The 24,466-nt window shown below is 36.3% G+C and carries 16 protein-coding genes; 10 read left to right on the top strand and 6 right to left on the bottom strand.

The window, feature by feature from the left end:
- Entirely contained in the window at positions 1-159 is a 159-nt protein-coding gene (locus tag BUC06_RS23700) for a hypothetical protein (protein WP_167367391.1), read from the bottom strand.
- Between the two features lie 27 nt (positions 160-186).
- Positions 187-351, bottom strand: a complete 165-nt coding sequence (locus BUC06_RS23470; RefSeq protein ID WP_139263240.1) for a bacteriocin — start codon at positions 349-351, stop codon at positions 187-189.
- A gap of 254 nt (positions 352-605) precedes the next feature.
- Between BUC06_RS23470 and BUC06_RS00475 the strand changes: the two genes are divergently transcribed.
- The 3 genes from BUC06_RS00475 to BUC06_RS00465 all read left to right on the top strand — a co-directional run bounded on the left by BUC06_RS00475 (position 606) and on the right by BUC06_RS00465 (position 2,268).
- Entirely contained in the window at positions 606-1,094 is a 489-nt protein-coding gene (locus BUC06_RS00475; RefSeq protein WP_073328311.1) for a TlpA family protein disulfide reductase, read from the top strand.
- Positions 1,095-1,101: 7 nt separating this feature from the next.
- Positions 1,102-1,758, top strand: a complete 657-nt coding sequence (locus BUC06_RS00470) for a thioredoxin family protein (RefSeq protein ID WP_073328308.1) — start codon at positions 1,102-1,104, stop codon at positions 1,756-1,758.
- Positions 1,759-1,881: 123 nt separating this feature from the next.
- Positions 1,882-2,268, top strand: coding sequence for a ribosomal maturation YjgA family protein (locus tag BUC06_RS00465; protein WP_083563869.1), 387 nt, complete (start codon positions 1,882-1,884; stop codon positions 2,266-2,268).
- A 32-nt stretch (positions 2,269-2,300) separates the two neighbouring features.
- On the opposite strand, the gene BUC06_RS00460 is transcribed toward BUC06_RS00465, so the two are convergent.
- From BUC06_RS00460 to BUC06_RS00445, 4 genes are all read right to left on the bottom strand, one after another.
- Positions 2,301-3,218 (bottom strand): YARHG domain-containing protein, encoded by a 918-nt coding sequence (locus BUC06_RS00460; RefSeq protein WP_073328303.1) that lies wholly within the window; start codon positions 3,216-3,218, stop codon positions 2,301-2,303.
- Complete coding sequence (locus tag BUC06_RS00455) at positions 3,215-3,775, bottom strand: DUF2306 domain-containing protein (protein ID WP_083563892.1); 561 nt, start codon at positions 3,773-3,775, stop codon at positions 3,215-3,217. Before BUC06_RS00455 ends, BUC06_RS00460 begins: the two co-directional genes overlap by 4 nt.
- 79 nt (positions 3,776-3,854) lie before the next feature.
- Positions 3,855-4,280, bottom strand: coding sequence for an energy transducer TonB (locus BUC06_RS00450; protein WP_073328299.1), 426 nt, complete (start codon positions 4,278-4,280; stop codon positions 3,855-3,857).
- Positions 4,281-4,311: 31 nt separating this feature from the next.
- Positions 4,312-5,514: a BaiN/RdsA family NAD(P)/FAD-dependent oxidoreductase gene (locus BUC06_RS00445; RefSeq protein ID WP_073328297.1), complete on the bottom strand. Its 1,203-nt coding sequence runs from the start codon at positions 5,512-5,514 to the stop codon at positions 4,312-4,314.
- Between the two features lie 113 nt (positions 5,515-5,627).
- Between BUC06_RS00445 and BUC06_RS00440 the strand changes: the two genes are divergently transcribed.
- The 7 genes from BUC06_RS00440 (at position 5,628) to BUC06_RS00410 (ending at position 24,464) form a co-directional block, all read left to right on the top strand.
- Positions 5,628-6,122, top strand: coding sequence for an acyl-CoA thioesterase (locus BUC06_RS00440; RefSeq protein ID WP_034724345.1), 495 nt, complete (start codon positions 5,628-5,630; stop codon positions 6,120-6,122).
- 75 nt (positions 6,123-6,197) lie between these two features.
- Positions 6,198-7,262, top strand: a complete 1,065-nt coding sequence (thiL, locus tag BUC06_RS00435; protein WP_073328295.1) for a thiamine-phosphate kinase — start codon at positions 6,198-6,200, stop codon at positions 7,260-7,262.
- 517 nt (positions 7,263-7,779) lie between these two features.
- Entirely contained in the window at positions 7,780-8,889 is a 1,110-nt protein-coding gene (locus tag BUC06_RS00430) for a hypothetical protein (RefSeq protein WP_073328293.1), read from the top strand.
- 89 nt (positions 8,890-8,978) lie between these two features.
- Positions 8,979-9,788, top strand: a complete 810-nt coding sequence (locus BUC06_RS24030; protein ID WP_228423594.1) for a hypothetical protein — start codon at positions 8,979-8,981, stop codon at positions 9,786-9,788.
- Positions 9,789-9,880: 92 nt separating this feature from the next.
- Positions 9,881-12,124 carry a S8 family serine peptidase gene (locus BUC06_RS00420; protein ID WP_073328289.1) on the top strand — a complete coding sequence of 748 codons (2,244 nt, stop codon included), beginning with the start codon at positions 9,881-9,883 and terminating at the stop codon, positions 12,122-12,124.
- 15 nt (positions 12,125-12,139) lie between these two features.
- Positions 12,140-14,107: a DUF8202 domain-containing protein gene (locus BUC06_RS00415; protein WP_073328286.1), complete on the top strand. Its 1,968-nt coding sequence runs from the start codon at positions 12,140-12,142 to the stop codon at positions 14,105-14,107.
- A gap of 208 nt (positions 14,108-14,315) precedes the next feature.
- A complete protein-coding gene (locus BUC06_RS00410; RefSeq protein ID WP_073328284.1) occupies positions 14,316-24,464 on the top strand; it encodes a SpvB/TcaC N-terminal domain-containing protein in 10,149 nt (3,382 codons plus the stop codon).
- Positions 24,465-24,466: the final 2 nt, after the last annotated feature.

The following is a 24,466-nucleotide window of genomic DNA, read 5'->3' as shown; positions in this document are numbered from 1 at the left end:
TTAACAGCAGTACCCATCTTTGCCTCTCGGTCCGATAATCATAAAATGGCTGGGTACTCCTCTGAGTTTGCACAGGCCTTCAGCACATGAAGCACCTCCGTTGATCTCCCTTAGCTCTTTTTTGGTGAGCTTTCTGCTTTGAATGTTTGAATTTTTCATACATTTTGGATTAATGGTGATCACTATTTAGCAGCACGGTCCATCCTGGATTCCATGCACTCCGTATTGTTCTTCACCTGTTGCAGGATCAAAGCAGCTCACCACCAGTGGGCAAATAGGTCTAGCTCCTCCGCTAATTTTCTTAAGCTCTTTTTTAGTCAGCTTTTTAGGCTGAAAATTTGATTTTTTCATAATATTTTGTTTTGATTGTATGCTAATTTACATTTAATTTCTTTTAATTCAATGGGTTGTGATTAAAAAATAATGTTAAAATTATCATCAGAAAATCAATCAATGCTTTCTTTACCGCATTCTTAGCTATGACAGCATTTGATTTCAGAGAGTCTATCAAAAAGATATTTAACTATTTCTCTCGCATTTTATCCAACAAAAAAGCAGATGCGATCATCCCGGATTTAAATGATCATTAATGACTATTTTTGAATATGAAGAATTTATTAATCTTATTGACTGTATTCCTTTGCGTTACAGCTTTTACTGCCCAGCAGACAGAAGTTCCGACCATGAAATATGAAGACCTTGAAAAGCGCATTCAGAAGGAGAATGAGAAATTACTGGTGGTGAATTTCTGGGCTACTACCTGTGCACCGTGCGTAAAAGAACTGCCCCATTTTATGGAGATTAATCATAAGTTCAGGGATAACCCAAAATTTAAAATGATCCTGGTTTCACTGGATAGGCTGGTGGATAAAGAAAGAGTCATTAAGTTTATCAAAAATAAAAACCTGACCGCTGAAGTGATTCTGCTGGATGATGTCAAAAGAATGAATACATGGATTCCGAGATTTGAAAAAGACTGGGATGGAAATATTCCTGTAACTATTTTTTATAAGAACGGTGAAAAAGTAGATTTCAATGACGGAGAAATGAGTAAAGAAGACCTTGAAAAAACAATTATCCATAATTTACAATAAAATAAATATGAAAAATCTGAAAGTTTTAATGACGGCATTCATTGCCGGGCTTGGATTGCTAAGCTTTACCTCAGTTGGGCATGAGAAGGAAGGTTCTCAAAAAGTAAATCCTGCTTCAGCAAAAGGCTACGAAGTAGGAGACGCCGCTGCTGATTTTAAGCTAAAAAACATTGACGGAAAAATGGTTTCTTTAAGTGATTTTAAGAGTGCAAAAGGCTTTATAGTCGTTTTTACCTGCAACCACTGTCCGTATGCTAAAAAATATGAGGACAGAATAGCAGAACTTGATAAAAAGTTCAAAGATCAGGGCTATCCGGTTATTGCTGTTAATCCCAATGATCCGAATGTTCAACCTGAAGATGGGTATAAGCAAATGATTGAAAGAGCAAAACAGAAAGGTTTTACATTTCCTTATCTGGTAGATGAAGGGCAGAAAATTTATCCACTATACGGAGCTACTAAAACCCCTCATGTTTTCGTCCTGCAAAAAGAAAACGGAAAGAATATCGTGAAATATATTGGCGCCATCGACAATAACTACGACAATCCAAATGATGTTTCCGAATACTATGTGCAGGATGCTGTGAATGCACTCATCAAAGGGGAGCCGGTAAAAATGAACAAAACGGTAGCTATTGGATGTACAATTAAAGTAAAGAAGTAATATATTGGCTTTAGAATAATAGGATCGGTATTCTTTGGATACCGATTTTTTTATGGCTTAAAAATGTAATTTTGTACGATCAATTCAATAAACACAGGCTCCGGCTAAAATATACCTATAAAGATGAAATTAACCTTCAACCTTAAATATCTTCTTCTTACCCTCTTTATTTTTCTTATTGAAGTCCTGATTGCCACAAAACTGGCTGACCTCTTTTTTGTAAGAGCTTATCTTGGAGATGTTATCGTCGTTATGCTCCTTTATACTTTTGCGAAAAGTTTTGTCAAGACGAATGATGAAAAGCTTATCCTTGGAATTTTGATTTTTTCCTGCCTGGTAGAATTTGCCCAATATTTTACGGTTGCAGAAAAATTAGGCTTCCGTCCTGGAAGCCTGATGTATATTGTGATTGGAAATTCTTTTTCGTGGATTGATATCCTGTGCTATGCGGCCGGTTGCCTTCTGCTGTTTCTAGCAGTAAAATTAAATCCTGAAAAACAGAAGAAGTGAGCGCGTAAAATGTACTTTTTCAGGCTCAATTATTACCTCCCGAAACTGTCATATTTATCTTCGGCATATTTGATGAAGCGGTTAAGTAACGCTACATTTTCTTTTTCCATCGGAGAAAGTTCCTTGTCTACATTATTGGAAACAGGAATATACCAATCTGTTTGCTCAAAGAAATACCGGTAGGTTTCCTTTTTGAAAGAATAGCCATGTCTGGCAAAAACCGAATTTTTAATGATTTCCAGATCCAGTTTTCTTAAATTTTTAAGTTCTTTTTCTGTCAGTTTTTGCTTGGAGGCATTTATTTTAAAAATTGCATCAGATGCGGCTCTGTTTTTCGAAGTAGTATAGCTTTCTGTTTTACCTGTTTCTTCGTCTTTATATTTTTCAACAAAGCTTTTAGGATTAGACCAGTCCACAAGGTCTGAGTTTTCATCCAGCATAAAATTCGGATTATAAACGAATTCTTTTTTGGATAGTTTAATGGTTTTTAAAGGCGATTTGACGGCTGTTTTATTAAAAGCATTCCATTTTCCGGTGATACTGTCACCACTTAATTTGATTTCAAATCTTCCATCTGTCTTATCATTTCCCGGTTCATCCAGAACAAATGATTTCGTACTTTCGTTAAAAATTCCTCTGAAAGGACGTTGGTTCCCATTGACAATACTTTGTCCGTAGACACTGTCTTTGGTTATCCTATTGATCTTCAGAGAAAGTCTCTTATTGACAAAATCCTCATATTGCTCGCCGTCTTCAGCGGTAATCATTTCCTTACCGGCAAAATCCCCCATATAAATTCCATAATATTCTTTATAAATCTCAGGAACTACCACAGAGTCTTTTTTTGCGATCACAGAATCTTTTCCTGATTCGTTCATTTTTCCGTCTTTCTTACAGCTGAGCAGAGAAACTGTCAGTAAAGAAACGAGGGTGTAATTTAGAATTTTCATATAAGTTTTTTTGTTATTAGGTATTCAATTAAAAGGATATTGGGAATCCAGCCCAGCCATGCAATAATCTGATAGACATCCATAGGATTGGGGTGGAATAAATATACAATAATTACTTTCCAGATTCGTAAGGTAAGGGCAGATAAAGTAAGGGCAAAGCTTCGCCACATCCACTGCTTGTGTTCTTTAAATCTTTTCTGTCTTGCAGATTGATAGGCTTTATAGGTAGAAAACCACCAGAGAGAGCCTAAAATAACGAATGATATTTTGGAAAGCTTTCCTCCGTTAGCAAAAAATCCCATGTAGATCCCGGATGGTGCAGCCAGAATCAGAATTAAAAAAATATAGACTTTTCCAATATTTCTGTGAAAGTTTTTAATCCCGAAATCCTTCCTGAGAATCGCCAGAAATCCGAAAAACAGGACAAAAATACTGGTATAGACGTGCGTGTAAAAAAAAGACAGATATTCCGGTCTGTCCTGGACTTCTGTCTGTTTAATCATCAGAAAGCTCACATTCGGATTGAGGGGAATATATTCTAGCGTGATTTTAAGCATTAGCCAAAAGAAATATCCAAATCCTATGATGATGATGGTTTTAAAGAAAGAAGAAATGTTTTTTTTGACTGATAGCACTTTAATTATTCATTGTTAAGGTAAAAGGAACCGAATAATATGAACGCACAGGTACTCCATTGCGTTCTGCCGGTTTCAATTTAGTTTTTAGAGATTTGATTGCTCTTTCTACTTCCTTATTGAAGTCGGGATCATCTCCTGTTACTAGAATATTTTCTATTCTGCCATTGGCTTTAACTATAATTTTTGCTTTCGAAAAGAGTGTCCCTTTTCTCAAATTTATATCCTTTATCCGGGTTATATTTATTTTGTCAGCGAGATCTTTTCGAAATTTCATCATCCCTCCAGGATATGGTTCAAATTTATCGTCTGCAGGATTATACTGATCTGTTAAATGATCTTCTACAGGTTGTGCTTGAGTTTCCTGCGCTTGACAAAAAGCAAATTGCCCTCCTAGGAGTAAAACGAATATTAAGATTTTTTTCATGTTTATAGTTTTCAGTAAAAATAATACTTTTTTACAATCCGTTGAGATCCTGTGCAATAAGCCAGGCTTCACTCCAGCATGCCTGAAAATTAAAACCGCCCGTTACCGCATCAATATTCAGAACTTCCCCGGCAATATAAAAATTAGGAAGAAGTTTTGATGACATGTTTTTGAAGTTAATTTCCTTTAAATCAACCCCTCCGGCAGTCACAAACTCATCTTTGAAGGTCGATTTTCCCGAAACTTTCAGTTTTTTTCTGCACAGGTTTTCGAGAATCATCTGCATTTCTTTTCCTGAAATATTGGAGATCTGTTTATTCAGATCAACTTTCGAAACGGATACTATTTTCTGCCAGAACCTGTTGGTGATGTCAAAGATTTTTGCCTGTCCAATTGTTTTCTTAGGATTAGACTGCTTAAAATTCTGAAAGCTTTCTTCGGCTTCATCGATAGACCTGGAAATAAAGTTGACCTCAATCTCAAAATTATATTTTAATTTGGACAGACTTAATGCCTCCCACGCTGAAATTTTTAGCACAGCAGGTCCGGAAAGACCCCAATGCGTGATCAGTAAAGGTCCGCTTTCTTCTGTTTTTAGAGATGGAATCGAAATCTCTGCGTTTTCAAAGCTGGTTCCTGGAATATCCTGTAACAACTCATCTTTAATATTGAATGTAAAAAGGGAAGGCACCAGATCAATAATTTTATGTCCCAGATTTTCAACTATTTTCAATGATTTTGGAGAACTTCCTGTGGTGTAAATAATATAATCTGCTTCAAAATCTCCCAAACTGGTCATGACAAGATATTTTTCATCCTTTTTTTCAATCGCTTTAACAGAACATTTTGTTTTGACCTCTACGTTCTTATTTTGGATTTCATTCAGGAATGTATTGATAATCGTCTGTGAAGAATTGCTTTCTGGGAAAGTTCTGTTGTCATTTTCAATTTTCAGAGGAACATTGCGGTGGTCAAACCATTCCATAGTGTCTCCGGGCTGAAATTTGGTGAAAACGCTTAGTAATTCTTTATGGCCACGTGGATAAAACTGAACCAATTCTCTTGGGTCAAAGCAGGCATGCGTTACATTGCAACGTCCTCCACCTGAGATTTTTACCTTCTGAAGTACATCTGAGTTCTGTTCTAAGATGGTGATATTGTATTTTTTTTCGTCGAGATTCGATGCACAGAAAAAGCCTGCAGCACCGCCTCCGATAATGATGATCTGTTTCATGTATTTGTAATCCTATGCGGAAGATTATTTTTTCAAAAGTACAATTTTTATAAACCATCTTATTTGAGTAATTTTGAAGAATATAATTTAATCATACTAAAAACGATTTTTAAATGATTTTTTACCATAAATTTGAAGTACGTTGGAGTGACCTTGACGCAAACAAGCACTTAGCCAACTCATCATATGTACAGTACTGTGCCCAGTCCAGAATGGCCTTTATGACCAAAGAAAAAATGGGGGTTACTCAGTTAAGCCGATGGGGAATAGGCCCGGTCATCATGCATGAAAGATATTCGTTCTTCAAAGAAATCTACGCAGACCAAACCGTTATTGTAAGTCTGGAGATAGACGGATGTTCGGAGGATTCCTCAATCTACAGATTTGTTCATAAATTCTACACGCCGGACGGAGTACATTGTGCTACTGCGGAGGCTACCGGAGTGTGGATCGACATGATGCTGAGAAAAATGACAACGCCGCCGGACGATGTGGTAGAAGCCATGAACAAATACAAAAGCCCTGAAACCATCGTGATGACGAGAGAAGATTTCAAAAAACTTCCTTTCCGTCCGGATAATGTTGATCCCGCAGAATTCACTAAATAGTCTAAAGGAGAATACGGTAGACATGATGGTAAGTCATGAATAGATTGTACACGGACCTTAATACAAAAAAAAATTATGTTTGAAGATAAATCACAGGAACTGACCCCGATCTCGAAATTAGGAGAGTTTGGTCTTATAAAACATTTAACAGAGCATTTTCCTCTGTCCAACGAGTCTTCGGAACTTGGAGTAGGTGATGATGCCGCGGTGATCAATCCTGGAAATAAAAAAGTTGTACTGACAACGGATGTCCTTGCAGAAGGAGTTCACTTTAACCTGGGCTATGTTCCGTTGAAACATTTAGGATACAAAGCTGTGGTGGTCAACCTTAGTGATGTTGCAGCAATGAATGCGGTTCCAACACAGATTTTAGTCTCTCTTGCCGTTTCCAACCGTTTTCCGGTGGAAGCTCTTGAAGAAATTTATTCTGGAATCCAGGCTGCTTGTGCAAGGTATAAGGTGGATCTGATAGGGGGTGATACCACAAGTTCTAATGCAGGACTTGTCATGAGTATTACTGCTGTTGGAATTGAAAGCGATGAGAATATTGTAAAAAGAAGCGGCGCAAAGCCTAATGACCTTCTGGTTGTAACCGGAGATCTTGGTGGTGCCTATATGGGACTCCAGATTCTTGAAAGGGAGCACGCCGTTTTCCTTGCTGACCCCAATATGCAGCCGGAAATGGAAGGGTATGACTATATCCTGGAAAGACAGCTTAAACCTGAAGCGAGAACGGACGTTAAAAGAATCTTAGAAGAGCTGGATGTCAAACCGACTTCGATGATCGATATTTCTGATGGATTAGCCTCTGAGATCCTGCATCTTTCAGACCAGTCGAAAACCGGATTCAGACTGTATGAAGAGAAGATCCCAATGGATAATCTTACCATCTCAACAGCGGATGAAATGAATCTTAACCCAGTAATGACTGCATTAAGCGGAGGAGAAGATTATGAATTACTGTTCACCATTTCTCCGAATGATTTTGATAAAATTAAAAACCATCCTGATTTTACCATTATCGGTCATGCGGTAGAAATTGAAGAAGGGAATCATATGGTAGCAAGAGGATCCAATCAATTGGTTCCGCTTACCGCACAGGGTTGGGATGCTTTTTTAAGCAACCAGCAGAATGGATAATTCATATTTCAAAAATTATGAATATTGTAAAAAACTGCCGCATAAAATGCGGCAGTTTTTGTTTTGTTGAGTTTGTTTTATTAACATAATAATATTTCTACATCATTTGCTATGTGTTGAATATTAATTATTGAAATAATTTTTCTGTGAAAGGAGAAGTTTTATATATTTGTATCGACTTTAAACAAAAAACACAAACACACGCAACCATGAAAAAAAATATACTAATTTCTGTCTAGAAATTTTACTTTTCCTTTTTCACAGGAAACAATTTCCATTACAAATTAACCAACTTTTAGTAACTACTGACGGGTAAATTTATTGTTCAAAGAATCTTTGAATGAATAGGCTGTTTTCATAAATAATCAATCTTTTCAGATAGTAGCCTTTTTGATGAGTAAGGAACTTAATGAATATAGAGAGAAGATAAACCCAACAACGTTGTTATTGTTGAATTCTGTTATAAATGGAGTTGTTATCTATAATTCGTATTTCTAAAAATAAACACATCTATACTATGAAAAAAACATTATCAATTTTTGGACTGATTCTCTGTACCTCTCTTTTCTCACAAGATATTCCTTTTAATAAGTTATACGGAAATGGAGATCCTGTGCATTATTATTTAGGTCATTATCCTGTAGCTAATTCAGATGGCTTAGATATTAACTGGTATGGAGGAATAAAGCTTCAAACATCTGCAGGGGTAGGGATTCAATTATTGGATAATGGCAATGTGGGAATAGGTACAGCTGATCCAAAAGCACCATTAGATGTTAAGGGAAGAATATTAATTAATCCTGAATTGCCAGTTTGGGGGGTTGGGATTAAAGGATATGACACTTATTGGAGCAGGGGATATAATTTTATGAGTTCCGATGGAACAGTAAACTTAGGCGGATTTTCAGCAGTTGGTCCTAAAGATAAAATAGATAGACTGTTTGTAGGTAAAGCTTGGGATGATACTATTGCTGATTTTTACCCTTTAGACAAGAAGACTGTTTTTAATGGCAATGTGGGAATAGGGACTTCGAATATAGAAAATTCAGAAGGCTGGAATAAAGTGTTGCAAATTCGTGGAGATATACATTCTAAAATTCTAGCTTCCAGCAGTAATGTTATAGCGGGGTTGTGGGCCCATAATTATGGTTATTATGGCGCTCCTGCAGGCGGAATTACGGGTACTTATACCAATCATCCTTTTAGTTTTATTACGAATGGAAGCAACAAGATGACCATTTTTTCTAGTGGCAAGATAACAATAGGCACAGCTCAACCGGATAATGATCCTAATTTTCTTTTGTATGTTAAAAAAGGAATAAAATCCGAGCAAGTAAAAATAGAGATTGCCTCTGCCAACGGTTGGGCAGATTATGTTTTCAATAAAAACTATAAACTTTTGTCGTTGTCTGAAGTTGAAAAGCATATCGAAGAGAAAGGTCACCTCCCAAATATTCCGTCAGCAGAAGAGGTCGTGAAAAATGGAGTCAATTTAGGTGAAATGGACGCTAAACTTCTTGAAAAAATAGAAGAATTGACCTTGTACGTTATTCAGCTTAATAAAGATGTTAAAAAGTTGGAGGAAGAGAATAAAGAACTCAAAAAGAATGGTACTCTAGCTCAATGAATTATTTGAGTGTTAATATAATCTATTAATCAGAAATGACAGCCAAAATATAATCATATAATTTGGTTAAAATCAAAAACATAAATACAATGAAAACAAGATTACTATTTTTAACACTATTTCTATGTATTATTATGAAAGCTCAAATTTATGATAATGTACTTTGGGTGGGTCCACAATGCAATCCCATTAATAATGGGATAAAAATTAAAACAAATATTCCTTTTCCAGCTAATGGATTTGGAGGAGAAATGCCTACGATAAATATTGAAGGATTTGCTTATGGACAACAAAAAAGTATAGGACTTAATATAAATTGGTATGTCTGGCAAAATGAGTTTTATTTTGCATCAAATGCAAGTTCATATGGTGGATATGCTCCGACTGTTAAGCTTGCTAAAGAAAATGATAAAATTGTTATTTTCATTGATGATAAAACATATTGCATAAATTTTAGAGTAAAAGCGTTTGGTGCTACAGGTATTGATCCATCATCTTATCAAGGCTGGACGTATGCTGATGAGCCTATTTCAGGGACAGTAACAAAAACACTAGAATATAAAAATGCTTTTGGAAATGTTATGATGAATGGGAAGCTTGAAGCAAAAGAAGTAAAAGTAACTCTAACTCCAACAGCTGATTTTGTATTCGAAGAAGATTATAATATTCCAAAGCTTGAAGATATTGAAAAACATATCAAGGCGAAAAAGCATTTGCCAGAAATAGCTTCTGCAAATGAAATGGAACAGGAAGGTGTAGATGTAGGATCATTTCAGATTAAACTTTTACAAAAAATAGAAGAATTGACTTTGTATGTTATCCAGCTTAACAAAGATGTAAAGCAAGTGAGAGAAGAAAACAAAGAACTCAAGAAAACAATAGAATCACTCAAGAAATAGAATGATAAGTGATGGCATTAATCTGGGAATACAGATTAATGTCATCCTAATATATCTCTGTAAAACACAAACACCCATTAAATTTTTTCCGGATGCAGAAAATCTACCATAAATCTATATTAGGTATCGCTGTGATGTTCTTTTTTTCATCTTACGGTCAGACCAAAGATGAATTAAAAACAGACCCGCAGGAACGAGAGATCCAGGCTTTTCGAAATAAAGTACAAGAGCAGGCGCAAAAGCAAAGAAATGAGATTCAAAGGCTTAAAAGCTTAGGCCACAAGGAATTTATTTCTGAAAACGGCAATGAAAAACAGCTTATCGGGGCTGATGAGAATGGTCGCCCCATATATTATACGACTCTTAATGCCGGAGCAGCGAAAATGACAAAAGCTAATAATCTCTATTCCGGAGGAGGACTGGGACTTAATATAACCGGAAATAATATGATCATTGGTCAGTGGGATTATTCAAAACCCAGAACGACCCACGAGTTATTAGCCGGAAAAATAAACAGCTACGATAATTTACAAAATCAGACGATTTCACGACATAGTACCAATATAGCAGGAACGCTGGCAGGAAATAATGGTGAAGCTGAGGCTAGAGGAATTGCTTACGAAGCAAAAATCAATGCTTATGACTGGGTAGATGATGTTCCGGAAATGCTTTCACAGGCATATAATGGGACAACCGGAATATTAGTGGCCAATAACAGCTACGGTTTCGATCCTATGTATCTTCAAAACTATCAGTTTGGAAAATATAATCTAACAGCGCAATCATGGGATAATCTGATGTACTTAAAACCGTATTTGCAAATTGTAAAAGCAGCGGGTAATGCCAGAGAGATTGATCCCGCGATCGTTCCACAGGTATCTGCTAAAAATGGATATGACCTACTGGAAGGAGCAGGCATCGCGAAAAATGTTCTGGTTGTTGCTTCAGCGAAGAAAAATGTAAATATGAATTCTGATGAAGCCTTTGATATTTCAGCATTCAGCAGCTATGGGCCTACAGATGACGGAAGAATAAAGCCGGATATCTGTGCTCCGGGCGAAAATATTTATTCATCCATTGAAACCTACGATGCTGCTTACGGTACTTACAGAGGAACTTCTTCGGCAGCAGCCGTTGTTTCAGGTATTATTACTTTACTTCAGCAGTATTACAAATCTGTAAGTCCTACACAAAGTTATATGCTTTCTTCCACGGTACGTGCATTGTTAGCACATACAGCCAATGATAAAGGGACTGAAGGACCGGATTATATATATGGTTGGGGATTGGCAGATGCAAAAAGAGCTTCTGAAGCCATTTACAATAATATTGAAGGAATTATTAATAATGAAAAAAAATCAACATTAATAAAAGAAGTTACACTAAACCAGGGAAATAAATATACTTTGTATGTAGTTCCTTACGAAACAAGTCAGCCATTGTCTGCCACTATTTCGTGGACAGATCCTCAGGGAAATCTGGTTAATAATGTGGTAGATCTTACTAATCCGAACGTAGTTAATGATTTAGATTTAAAAATTGTAAAGATAAACTCTAACGGAACAGAAAGTACATACTATCCTTGGAAATTAGGTGGAATGAGCAATTTAACGGGAGCCGCAACAAAAACCTCAACCAATGATGTAGATACCATAGAAAGAGTAGATGTTAAAAACCCTGAAATAGCAACTTATAAAATCATTGTTTCTCCTAAAACAAATGCGACACCTTTATTACCTGGTGGAAGTCAGACCTTTTCGATAGTTGTGTCCAATGTAGATTTCTGTTATAAAGAAGATCTGAAAACATTGGTAAGCCCGGCCAATGATATTACGACAAGTCAAACCATTTTGGCTAAACAGATCGTTGCAAGTAATAAAGTTATAGCTCCTGTGCAGGGTGTTGAATATATTGCATCCAGAGATATTCTTTTACTTCCGGGTTTTCATGTTGAGCAGGGTGCGGGATTCCGCGCTTTTATCACCCCATGTTTTGACCTTATTTCTGTTATGAGATATAGAGCTCAGGAAAGAGTAGGTTTGGAAGTTCTGTCAGCGTCTAACACCACCAGTTCGGCATCTGAACATTTTACATTATTCCCAAATCCTGCTAAAGAAGAAGTAAACATTAGATTTTTCTTAAAGAGCGAGTCTTCCATTAAAATTTCTGTTTATGATGCTTCAGGTAAGCTGATATCATCGGAACAAAGTTCGACTAAATTTCCAAAAGGAGATTTCATAAAAACTATAGACACGAGATCCTATTCTCAGGGAATCTATATGGTTTCTATAGAGACCGCTGAATATAAGGAAACCAAAAAACTTATCATCAAATAAAAAACGCTTACATACATGAAAAAAATAGTTACGATCCTCAGCGTTTTACTTGCCTGCATTTCAAATGCACAGTCTCCTGGAGGCGTAGGAGGCACAAGTGTATGGTATAAGACCAATTCACTTCAGACCCCTTCGCTGTTGTACCAGGATTATAGCGGCAATCAGCATCAGATACAAGCTTTAACGGGAGCTAATCAACCAACATATTCATTACTCAATTATAATGAATGTTTAAATTTTGATGGTGTAGATGATTTTTTGAAGTTTCCTTTTGTCATAGAAACGATAGATAAACTGAACTTTTTTACGGCTTATCAGAATAAGAATTCAACACAGGAATCTGCATTATTTACAACTGAGAATACAGATGAGAAAGAGCTGTTTTACAGTACTAAAAATGTTTTCAGATACAATAACGAACAGATTAATTATATCAATACAAGCATAATAGATACTTTGGCCTCTTTCAGTTTGTATTCCAAGTTTGGAAACCCTTCCACTAAAATTACCAAAGTAATAGGTAAGACAGGGCTTTCATCGATGTATATCGGGAAAGATGAAGGAAACCATCAATGGAAAAACTTTACAGGAAAACTTCCTGAATTTTTTGCATACAGAAAAATCCTTACGCTTAACGAGCGCAATAGGGTGAATTCTTATCTGGCTGTAAAATACGCTATTACAATGCCTTATACAGAATATCTAAGCTCCAAAAACAAAAAAATCTGGAAGCAGGATGATTTTAATGATTATCCTGCCAATATCACAGGTATTGCAAGAGACGGATATTCAGATCTTTATCAGAAACAGGCTACCAGTTCGTCAGAACAAAAGAGACTTGTGATTGCAGCGAAAAAATTGACGATAGATAATAAATCAAACGATGCACAATTTCCAGATCAGAGTTTTTTGATTTGGGGTGATAATAAAAAACCGTTAGAGCTTGACGTTGATACTTTTGGGTATAGACTATTAAAAAGAAAATGGAAAGCGAGATTTACAACAGAAAATTCACAGACCATTCCAACGGAGGTCGTTTTCTCTATTAAAGATATTATATCTCAGATTCCGGCAGATAAAAAACTGTGGCTTCTTGTAGACAGAACAGGACAGGGGAATTTTAATTCGGCCAATATTGAGGCTTACGCAATGGATCATCTTGATAATAACCAGGGGGTGCATTTTAAAGATGTTGTTTTTGATCAGGACCTGTCCGGGACCGATGTTTTCTCATTTGCTTTAGGAAATAAAATTTTATCTACTTATCAGATTACTCAGCCTACGTGTACTACGACGAGCGGAACTCTTAATTTAAATATTAAAGGAGGAAAAGCGCCGTTTAATGTTGTCCTTACAGGTAACGGAACATCACAAAATATAACCGTTCAGACCTCACAGGTATCATTTCCTAATTTAACAATTGGCAATTATCACCTGAATATTACGGATGCTGATAATAATGTTACCGGATATGATTTTACGGTTAATGACTTCAGCACTATTAATTTAGATCTTGGTCCGGATGTCGCACTTTCTTCAGGAAATTCTGCACAGTTTGATGCATCAACACAAATTACAGACCCTAATGCAGTCTATACATGGACTTCTGATAACGGATTTACAAGCAGTTCTGCTTCGATCAATGTTTATGAGCCGGGAGAATACACGGTAACAGTAAAAACGTCAGATAACTGTACTAAAAAAGATACGGTAAAAGTGACAAGGAAAAAAGAAAATGGAATTGTCATTTATCCTAATCCGGTATCAAAAGGACAGCCTTTTACCATTAGAATTATTTCAGATAAAATAGAAACGGTAGACATAAAAATACATGACGGATCTGGAAGATTGGTAAGAACCATACAGGACAAAGGCAAAGATTACTATGAAATAAAAGATACCCTATCAGCCGAAGGCGTGTATTTAATTATTGTAAAAACTTCGTCTGAAATAAAAGTATTTAAACTAATTGTAAAAAATTAATATTAAATCTCTAAGACGCTCTACAGGTAAAACCAGAGTGTCTTAGAGATAAAAAAACACATATAAACGAATGGAAAAATCTTTATTAAGCGTGTTAAGAAAGAAAACAAAACTTCTTAATTCAATTATATTTTTCACTTGTTGGTCTCAGGTTCATGCTTATGCTAATTCATCTTATTTGAATAGGCATGACAACGTGACCCCCATAATGGAAATTAATTACGCTTCAAAAAAAAATATTAAGAAAGAAATTTCTGAACGTATTACGGGTGAAGAGAAAAAAGATATCTCTAAAGAGCCTGATGGTATTTCCGGAAATACTATTGACGGAAGCAAAGAGAAATCAGTCCATAATATTTTGGTTTCACCTGCTAAAACGATCAAGTATAATGCTTCGGCTCCTTTATCACTAAATGAAAAGCGATACTATATTTCTGATATTAAAGAAGGTATCATAGGAACAAGTTCAGAACATCCTATTGATCAGATCTATGATAATATCTTTAATATTTCAGTTGATGAAAAAATTAATTCTGCGTATCAATATACATTAGAATATGATTTGTATGGAGTTGACAGCTATAAGGAAGTTAGCAAGGTAATCAATGATGATCTGGCTGTTGGCGGAAAAAATATCCAAAAAAATACGACCTGGATCCACCAGTCGGAACCTATTGCAGATCAATCTATCCAACAAGGAAAAAACACGGTAATTTTTACCTTGCCTTATCTTGCAGACTATAGCTATAAGGTAAAAAACCTTAGGATAGGAATTTCTAATAAAAAACAGAATCTTGAAAATAGTATCGGCGTAAAATACAATGCTTTGTCTGTTTCAAAATTTGTTGGAAGTATCAGTAATTCTGAAAAACTTAATCTGGGTTCCGCTGAATTAAACATCCCAAAAGGAGTCCTTAAAAGTTCAGAAAACTTTTCAATCACAGCACTTAGAGACATAGATATGCCTGCGATTACTCCTGAAATGGTCAACGTAACCTCTGAAAATGCAGGGTATCGTTTCCTTCCCCATGGAGATCATTTTTCGGCTCCGGCAAAAGTATCTTTAGGATATGATAAAAGTAAAATACCAACCGGATATACGGAACAGGATATCAAAACTTTTTATTTTGACAGAACAGAGAAAAAATGGATTGCTTTAGACAAAGACAGTGTCAATCTACAGCAAAATGTTTTGGTGTCAAAAACGACCCACTTTACAGACATGGTCAATGGAGTTTTAAAAGTTCCCGAATCTCCGGAAACAGGAAGCTATGCTCCCAACTCTATTAAAGACATCAAAGCGGCGAACCCTTCTGAGGGAATTGTAAGCATTGCTCCACCATCACCTAACAGTATGGGAAGTGTTACCACCAATTTCCCAATTAAACTTCCTGCAGGTAGAGCTGGAATGCAGCCTTCTTTAGGAGTAAGCTATAGCAGTGAAGGAGGAAACGGCTGGATGGGGCTTGGCTGGGATATGTCTGTTCCTGCCATAACTATTGATACAAGATGGGGCGTTCCTACCTACAATTCAGGGACTGAAACTGAATTGTATTCAATAGGAGGAGAACAGTTGACCTTTGAGGTAAGTCCCGGAGTTTTTGCCATGCCTAACAGGAATGAGGGCTTTGAAAAGGCAAGACAGTCAGACAGACAATTTTATCCAAGAATTGAAGGTGCTTATAACAGAATCATAAGAAAAGGAACCAACCCTAAAGACTATATATGGATAGTAACCTCTAAAGATGGCACAAAGTCCTATTTTGGAGGAGATGAGGCCGGAATAAAAGATAATGCTATTCTTAAAGACGCAGCTGGGAATATAGGACATTGGGCTTTGTATAAAACGATCGACACCAATGGAAATTATGTGCTGTATACATATGATAAATCAACCTACACAGGAAACCCAGGAAATGGAGGTCAGGAATTGCATATTTCTCAAATTGATTACACATTACATAATACACAAAATCCGGCAAAAAAATATAAAGTTCTATTTACAACAACTCCTGGTAGAGAAGATGTTCAGATTAATGGAAGACTAGGTTTTCTTCAGATAGAATCAAAGAGACTAAGCAAAGTTGAAATCAAATATGGTGATGAAAATGTAAGGAGTTATGAGTTCGGGTATAAAAATGATGATAAAACTTTCAGGAAATCCTTATTAAAAAAAATAACGGAGAAAGATGCAGCAGGTGCTGTTTTTTATACTAATGAAATAGAATATAATGAAGCTCCCGATGGAGCCAATATGTTTGGGGCACCTCAGCCTTGGGCGGCACCGGATCCTGCCAGTTTTCCAGGCTTGCTTTCTTCAGGGCAATTATTTCAAGGATATACCATGCTTTCAGGAAGTCAGGGTAAATCTACAGGAACCAATTTTGGAATTAGCGTAGGAGCATATAATTTATCCTCTCCATCTACAAGTGATACTGGTTTATTCAGTTTCAGAAAAGGAACTGTTGGGGCGCATGGTTCCATCAGCAATTCATCTTCGGAAAGTAAAATTACTTTAATAGATATAGATGGGGATAATCTGGCAGACAGAGTATATCAGAATAATGGAGTTATTTCTTATTCTAAAAACTTGTCAACCGCAACAAATGGAATTCAGGCATTTGGTCCTCAGGTGAGTGTTGGGAATTTGCAGGATATCGGTAAGTCTAAAAATTCATCTTGGGGAGTTGGAATTGATGCTAATTTCGGTGGAGGAAGTCTTGGGTTCGATTATTCTAACAGTACCAATACAACGTCATCGTATTTTATGGATTTCAATAACGATGGATTGGTAGACTTTGTGAAAAATGGGAAAGTGTACTTTAACAGCCTTGCTGGAAATGTTCCTTCATTTGATCCCAATAGTGGTTTGACACCATATCCTATTAATGTTACTTCCAGTGGAGCACAACCTTCCATTTCACTATTTGATGATCAGGATAAAGCAGAGAAAAAAATGATGTTGGAACAGAATCCATTACATGATGTTGTTCGTGTATGGGTAGCTCCAAAGTCTGGTTCTATCAAAGTTAAAAATGCTTTTAAGCTGAATCAGATATCATGTAATCCGGAAGAGGACTGTAGCAAAGCAGACGGTGTTGCGGTCTCTTTCCAATATAAAAATAATGATCCATTAGTCAATAACATTAATGCTGGAGACTATAGCTTACATTCTTTTGCAGATCAGAACATTAATATCAGTAAAGGAGAAAAGCTTTACTTCAGAGTATCTTCCAAATATAATGGAACCCTGGATCAACTTACATGGAATCCTGAAATTACTTATTCAACGCCAAATATACCAGCTGTTGATAGTGATAATAGAAATCTGTCGATATATAGCTCTCAGGAAGATTTTGTGAATTCTGGTACCAGTTCTTTCGTTGTTGGAAATGCTGGAACTTTAAATTTATATTTAGACAAGACGATTCCATTGTCAGATGATGCTAAAGTATTTCTGACCATCAATGATGTGAATTACGCTCAGTTTCCAATGACAATAGCGTCTGCCTCTACCTATAATAACAGTGTTATTGGTTCACAGGTGAATTTAAGTCCAAATGATAAAGTTTCTGTGAAAGTGTTTACAGATACCCAAATAGATTGGGCGAAATTTAAGTTAATCCCTGAATTTACTGAAACGTCAACGGGTGAAAAAACATATTTGCAGGTAGAGTACAGCATGTATAATGACAGAGGAAGTTTTGCAACTTACACTGCTCAATCAGCAGATATCGGAAAGAAAATTTCTGTAAAGGCATCTTCTCTTCCTAATTTTAATGGAAAAAGTGGAAAAGTTGTTATTTCAGCAAAAATTAAAAATAAATTATTAACTAAAACAGTTTATAATGTAGTTAATGGGGTTGCAACTACAGCTTTTGGAACACCATATACTATAGTATCTCAGGATTTAAATGAGAATATATATTTAGAAACAACAGTAAGCAGCGACGATAGAGACTTTATAAATACTATAACCAGTATTACTGGGACTTTAATACATAATGCTCTTAATTATATAGATAATCCGAACAATTTAATTGTACAATTATCGGGTTCAAATACAGTACAGCAAACAGGAACAATTGTAATTAGTCAGGCTACAAAGCTGAAGTTTGAACTAGGAAATTATGTTGCAGGAACATCGGCAACACTCGGTATTAATACATTTTTCCCTAACGGAACTTTATCCGGACAGTCAGGGATGCCTGTGTATTCGGAAACAATGCTAAATCCGGGAACCTATACATACGTTTTAACATTTTCTCCAGGTGGAGCGCCTTCTGCTTTTACAAAATTATATATTGAAAATGGAGGTAGCGAAAGTGTGATAACAAGCTTTACAAATTCACCGCCACATAAGCCTGTATTAGGGCCGCTAGCTCCTACGTCTGCATTAAACTCAAATGAATATGACAGCAGATTTGGAATGCTATATCGTGGTTGGGGAGGATTGATCGTCAATGGAAATAATTTAGCTAAAAATACCATTGTAGAAGCATATGACATTAACAATAACTTTGCTAATGGCGGGACTGTTGCTGAAATGAAAGTGGATGAAACACGGTTGAAATTTAGTAATGCATATGGTACAGATCCTGGTACAAACCCTACAATTAATAATCCAACAATTGATCCTGACGGAAATGTTACCATCGTAGATAATGATGGATCACTAGCGAAAAATTATTTCTTAACAATCAATTCCAATGTTAATAATACAGACAAAGGAAGACTGATAGATGTTGATCCAAGCATATACATTTCTCAAAATGTGATCAATGCGTCACGTTTGGGAATACATAGTATAGATTCTAATTTCAATAATAATTCGTTAAGCCAAGCTGCCGGATCTGAATTGAATGCACCAAATATCCAGTTGAAAAACCAAAGCGTAAGCGTTGGTGCGGGAGTGAGTGTTGGCTTTGCTGGAGTGAACGTGTCTCAAACAATTTTTTCTGAGGCCAAATCTATCCGAAATGTATTAGACTACAATGGAGACGGATTCCCGGATGACTTCAATAAAACCAATGTGAAAATCACATATCCGGTAGGGTTTTTATCCGGAAGTTCTTTAAACGTAGGAAGTCAGTCGATTTCAAAAGCCAGCTCATCCGGGCTTTCATCAAGCTATTCATTTGTACATGGTGAATCCAGAAGAATGGCATTTATACAAACAACAGGAAAAAAATCTGAGAGTAGAGCATTTAATGATAATTTAATTAGTAGCTCAGTTGACAGTAAAGTAGCTGCGACGAAGTTGTCTGTAGGGGCAAATGGAGAAACTTCTTCTGAGCATTCAAAGCAGACATTCTTAGATATTAATGGAGACGGTCTTCCGGATAAATTCAATACAAATAGTTTTGAACTGAATATTGGAAACGGGTTTGCTGGAAATAATTCTTGGGGATCAGATATCAAACCAGAAGGTGTAGGAAGTGGATTTGGACTGGGAGGAGGAATCAGTTTATTCAGAGGAAGTTTTGAATTTGGAGTTAATTTCAGCTCGAATACAAGTACAACGACAAAAGAACTGGTTGATATTAATGGAGATGGACTGGCAGATAAGGTTGTATATGCAGGAAATAGTGCGACAGTATATCTTAACTTAGGAGATAGAATGTCCACCACGCCACTAAATTTGAATTTTCAGAATGGAAATGACATTCATAAAGATGTATCTATCAGTGTTGGTGGAAATGCGGCAGGAACTATTTTAATTCCTATTCCTATTGTTGCAGGAGTAAGCGGATTGAAACTGAACGTGACTTTAGGTGTTTCAAAAGGGGCTTCAAGTTCAAGATCCCATGCTACATTCAAAGACATGAATGGAGATGGATATCCTGATTTTGTAACTTCTGATGATACAGATAATATTAAGGTACAACTTAACCAGATAGGGGCTACTAACCTTCTTAAAAAAGTAACCACTCCAATGGGCGGATCTTGGGAAGTGACTTACGAAAGAGTTGGGAATACCTATAATATGCCTCAAAGCAAATATGTATTAAAAAGCGTAATTACCAATGACGGATTTGCAGGAGATAATGCATTCAGTACGGATGTAACTAAAGTTACGATGGATTATGAAGAGCCATATTATAGCAGAAGAGAAAGAGCTTTCTATGGTTTCAGACAGGTAACGGTTAATCAGATTGATACCAAACAAGGAGGGGCTTCTTCCAATGCAGTGTATAGAAAAACAAGACAAAGATTCCATAATAATAACTATTACTTAAAAGGATTATTATATTCAGAGGTACTTCTGGATGCAAATAATAAATCCTGGACTGTAAAAGTGAGTAACTATACCTTAAAACAGCTAAAAGATACCAATACTAATTTTACGATTAAATATGGAGAGGATGAAAAAACATATCAGAATTTTGCATGTTTTGTAGCCTTATTTAATACAAACTCTAATTTTACTGAAGGAGATACAGGTTGGAAGAGTACAAATACTAATATCAACAAATTTGACCAGTGGGGTCATGCAACAGAAGTAGTAGATGCTGGAGATTCAGATATTGGAGCATCAGAAGTATTGAATAGTACTGTAAGCTATACTTTAATTAACCCTTCTGCCAATATTATAGTGCCAACATCTGTAAAAAATACGGCACAGGGCGTTACAAGAGAGAAAAAAGCAGAGTATAACGCTAATGGAGATCTTTCAAAAATGACCATCCTTAATCAGGGAACCAATTATTCAGTGTATGATTTTGAGTATGATGTTTATGGAAATATAACCAAATCGACAGGGCCGGCAAATGTGCAGAATCAACGATTCTTCCACCAGTATACGTATGATGACAATGTAAAAACATATCCGGTAAAAGTTCAGGATGCCTTTGGGTATAGCAGTAAAACTAAATATGACTTCCGTTTTGGGGTACCTACTTATACTGAAGATATGAACCTTCAGCCAATGAAATATGTATATGATGCTAAAGCAAGAACTACAGAGATCACTGGACCATACGAACTGTTTAACAATATCCCATGGACGATTAAGTTTGAGTACAACCCAATTACCAATGCCCCTCTTAATGCGACCAATGCACAGTCTTTTGCGACAACCAAGCATTATGATCCGGAATATGCAGACAACACCATCAATACCATTACCGTTGCAGATGGTTTTGGAGGAGCTGTTCAGGTAAAGAAAACCGGAGACATTCATAATCAGGGATTAAAATATATTGTAGCAGGTAAAGTAGAAGAAGATGCGTTCGGAAGAGCATTAAAAACATACTATCCTACATTGGAAGATATCAGTTCTTCTAATACTCAGTATAACGCTGCAGTAGACAATATAGAGCCAACACTTAACCAATATGATGTATTAGACAGAGTTATTTATACCAAACTGCCTGGAGAAAACCTGTTCTCAACCATCACTTATGGTTTTGGTACGGATGTTCAGGGAAGAAATATGTTTGAGACTATCTTCAAGGATGAATTGGGAAGTATTAAGAAAACCTATACCGATATCAAAGGAAGAACAACCTCGGTTCATGAAGTTTCAAATACTGGTGATATCAAAACCCAGTTTACCCATGATGCGATTGGAGAAATCCTTCAGGTAAAAGATGTGAATAATAATATTACCACTTCTGTTTATGATGATTTGGGAAGAAGAATTTCTTATATGCATCCGGACAGTGGAGTTACTACGTACAAGTATGATCCGGCCAATAATATGACTTCCAAAACCAATGCGGCTAATGAAACGGTAGAATACAAGTATGATTATTCAAGATTGAAAGAGGTTAGATACCCTTTATATCCTGAAAACAACGTAAAATATTACTACGGAAATGCATTGGATGCTTCAGCAATGGATAACAATGCAGTAGGAAGATTATGGTATCAGACCGACGCTACAGGAACACAGTATCTGAAATACGGAAGATTGGGTGAGCTTACTTACCAAAGACGTTCAGTTGCCGTTCCGGGAGCGCAGGTATATTGGTTCGGAACAGAATGGCAGTATGATACATGGAATCGTGTAAAAACAATTACTTATCCGGATGGCGAAAAGCTAACATACAAATATGATAAAGCAGGGAATTTAAATAATGTTGCCTCTTTAAAAGATGGAAACTCTTATCCGATGATCAATAGCATTGGATATGACAAATTTGAGCAGAGAGTATACCTGAAAAATGGGAACAATACGGAAACGACTTATGAGTATGAGACCAACCGCAGAAGACTGCTGAAAATGTATGCTAAAAATACAACAAGATCATTCATGCAGAACGTGTATCAGTATGACGTAGTTTCCAATGTAATGCAGGTTCATAATAATGCACCTGTTGTCAACGGTCTTTTAGGAGGAGGAACCAACTATGCCTATGGATATGATGACCTATACCGCCTTACTTCTGCTTCAGGAAACTGGAGAGGTATCAATACGCAGGCTCAGGAAGAACGTCACCGTTATACCGTTGCCATGTCTTATGATAATATGCACAATATCATGAGCAAAACCCAGAAACATGAATGGACTACCGGAGCGACCAACAACAACTGGACCGCAATGGAGCCAACTTCTTACAGACTGAACTATAAGTATGATAACCCTGCACATCCGCATGCTCCGACCACAATTATAGATGAGCCTAACTTAGTACCATCATCTACATGTTGTAATCCGGATGATCCGGGGGTGAAGTTCCAGCACTATAAATATGATGCAAAAGGAAATCCTACTACGATCGAACAGGAATCATGTATTTATACTGAAGCAAAAGCGGTATACCAATGGGATGAAGAAAACCGACTTCGATTTGTAGATACTAACCCTTCTACACCCGAGATTGACGGGGCAGCGATCTATACCTATGATGCAGGAGGAGAAAGAATTATTAAAGATGTATTGTATTCAGGGATTATCTTTTTAAACAAAGGAGATTTGACAAATTCATGGCCGCAGAATCCGGTTACCTCTCATTCTGCTACAATTTATCCAAATGGATTATTAACTTTAAGCCTCTTATTTGATAGTACAGGAGCTGTTTCAATGCCGCACTATACCAAGCATTATTATGCAGGAAGCCAGCGAATTGTCACCAAAAATGGAACAAGTCCTAATATAGGAGCCTTCGATTGTAATTGGCTGATCATTCCGTTTGGAGGAAGCACTCCACCTATCAATCCTGTGAATGTATCGAATACCATTCTGCAGGCAGCTACACAGAGCGGTCTGACGGTAATGCAGCAGTACAATATCACTCCACCGCCAAATTACGGACAGAATGCTGGATATAATGGAAGTTGTGTTAACAATTATGCAGGAGATAAAGAAAAAGAAATCTATTGGTTCCATCCGGATCATTTAGGTTCCAGCAGCTATATTACAGGTTTAGACGGCGAAGTAACCCAGAATATCGAATACTTCCCAAGTGGTGAAACCTTTGTAGAAAACCACAGAAATAGTAACTACAGTCCCTATAAGTTTAATGGCAAGGAACTTGATGCTGAAACAGGGTATTATTATTATGGTGCGAGATACTACAATCCTAGATTTTCTCTTTGGTTGAATGTGGATCCACTGGCAGACTACAATCCTTTTTATAATAGTGAACATTATATTGATGGTGAACATAATGAAGGGATCTATAATAGTGGAAATAATAATCCATATATTTATACATATCAAAATCCCATCATATTTGTTGATCCGAACGGAAAGCAATCAAATAGTAGTAATAATAATAACAATCAGATTCATAGAACTTATGCATTGAATAGTTATATAAAAATGTGGGAAAGGGCAAATAAACCAATGACACCTAATGAAAAGGAAACACTTAAAGCTGGATGTATTGGAATAACAGCATTAAATGTTGGAATAACAGGAAAATTATTTTTTCCTGGCAATGTTCCTCCAAGAGGACCAGCATATTCTAGTTTAAAAAGAGCGCAGGATGCAGCGAAGCTGAAAGAAGCAGATATCAAAAAAAATCCGTCAAATTATCCTAAAGGTGCTCATGTAGTTATTTTTTCTATGAGATTTTGGACGAAAAATTCTACTGAATTTCAACCCGATAAATATAGTAGGATAGACTTAACAAATTATAAATACTTAGCGAAACCAGGATTTACAAATTTTGATTTTGGAATTTATGATAAAAAAACTAATTTGTGGTGGCACGCAAATCACTGTGATGGGTGTGCTAACTCTCAAACTGGAAAACCTGAACCAATGTCTGTGTATGAAAGTGATTTATCATATTATTCAAAGCCTCTACTAGATTTTAACAGACAGGTGTTTATTCCTGCAGTTACAACAGTGAATGTTCCTTCTAGTAGCAATTCTTCTTCGACAAATAAAAAACAAAAACCATAAAT

This window comes from Chryseobacterium carnipullorum, from assembly GCF_900142785.1.
In the GTDB taxonomy this organism is placed as follows: Bacteria; Bacteroidota; Bacteroidia; order Flavobacteriales; family Weeksellaceae; genus Chryseobacterium; species Chryseobacterium carnipullorum.
The sequence above is the reverse complement of the archived record's forward strand: the minus strand, read 5'-3'. Positions and strand labels throughout refer to the sequence as shown.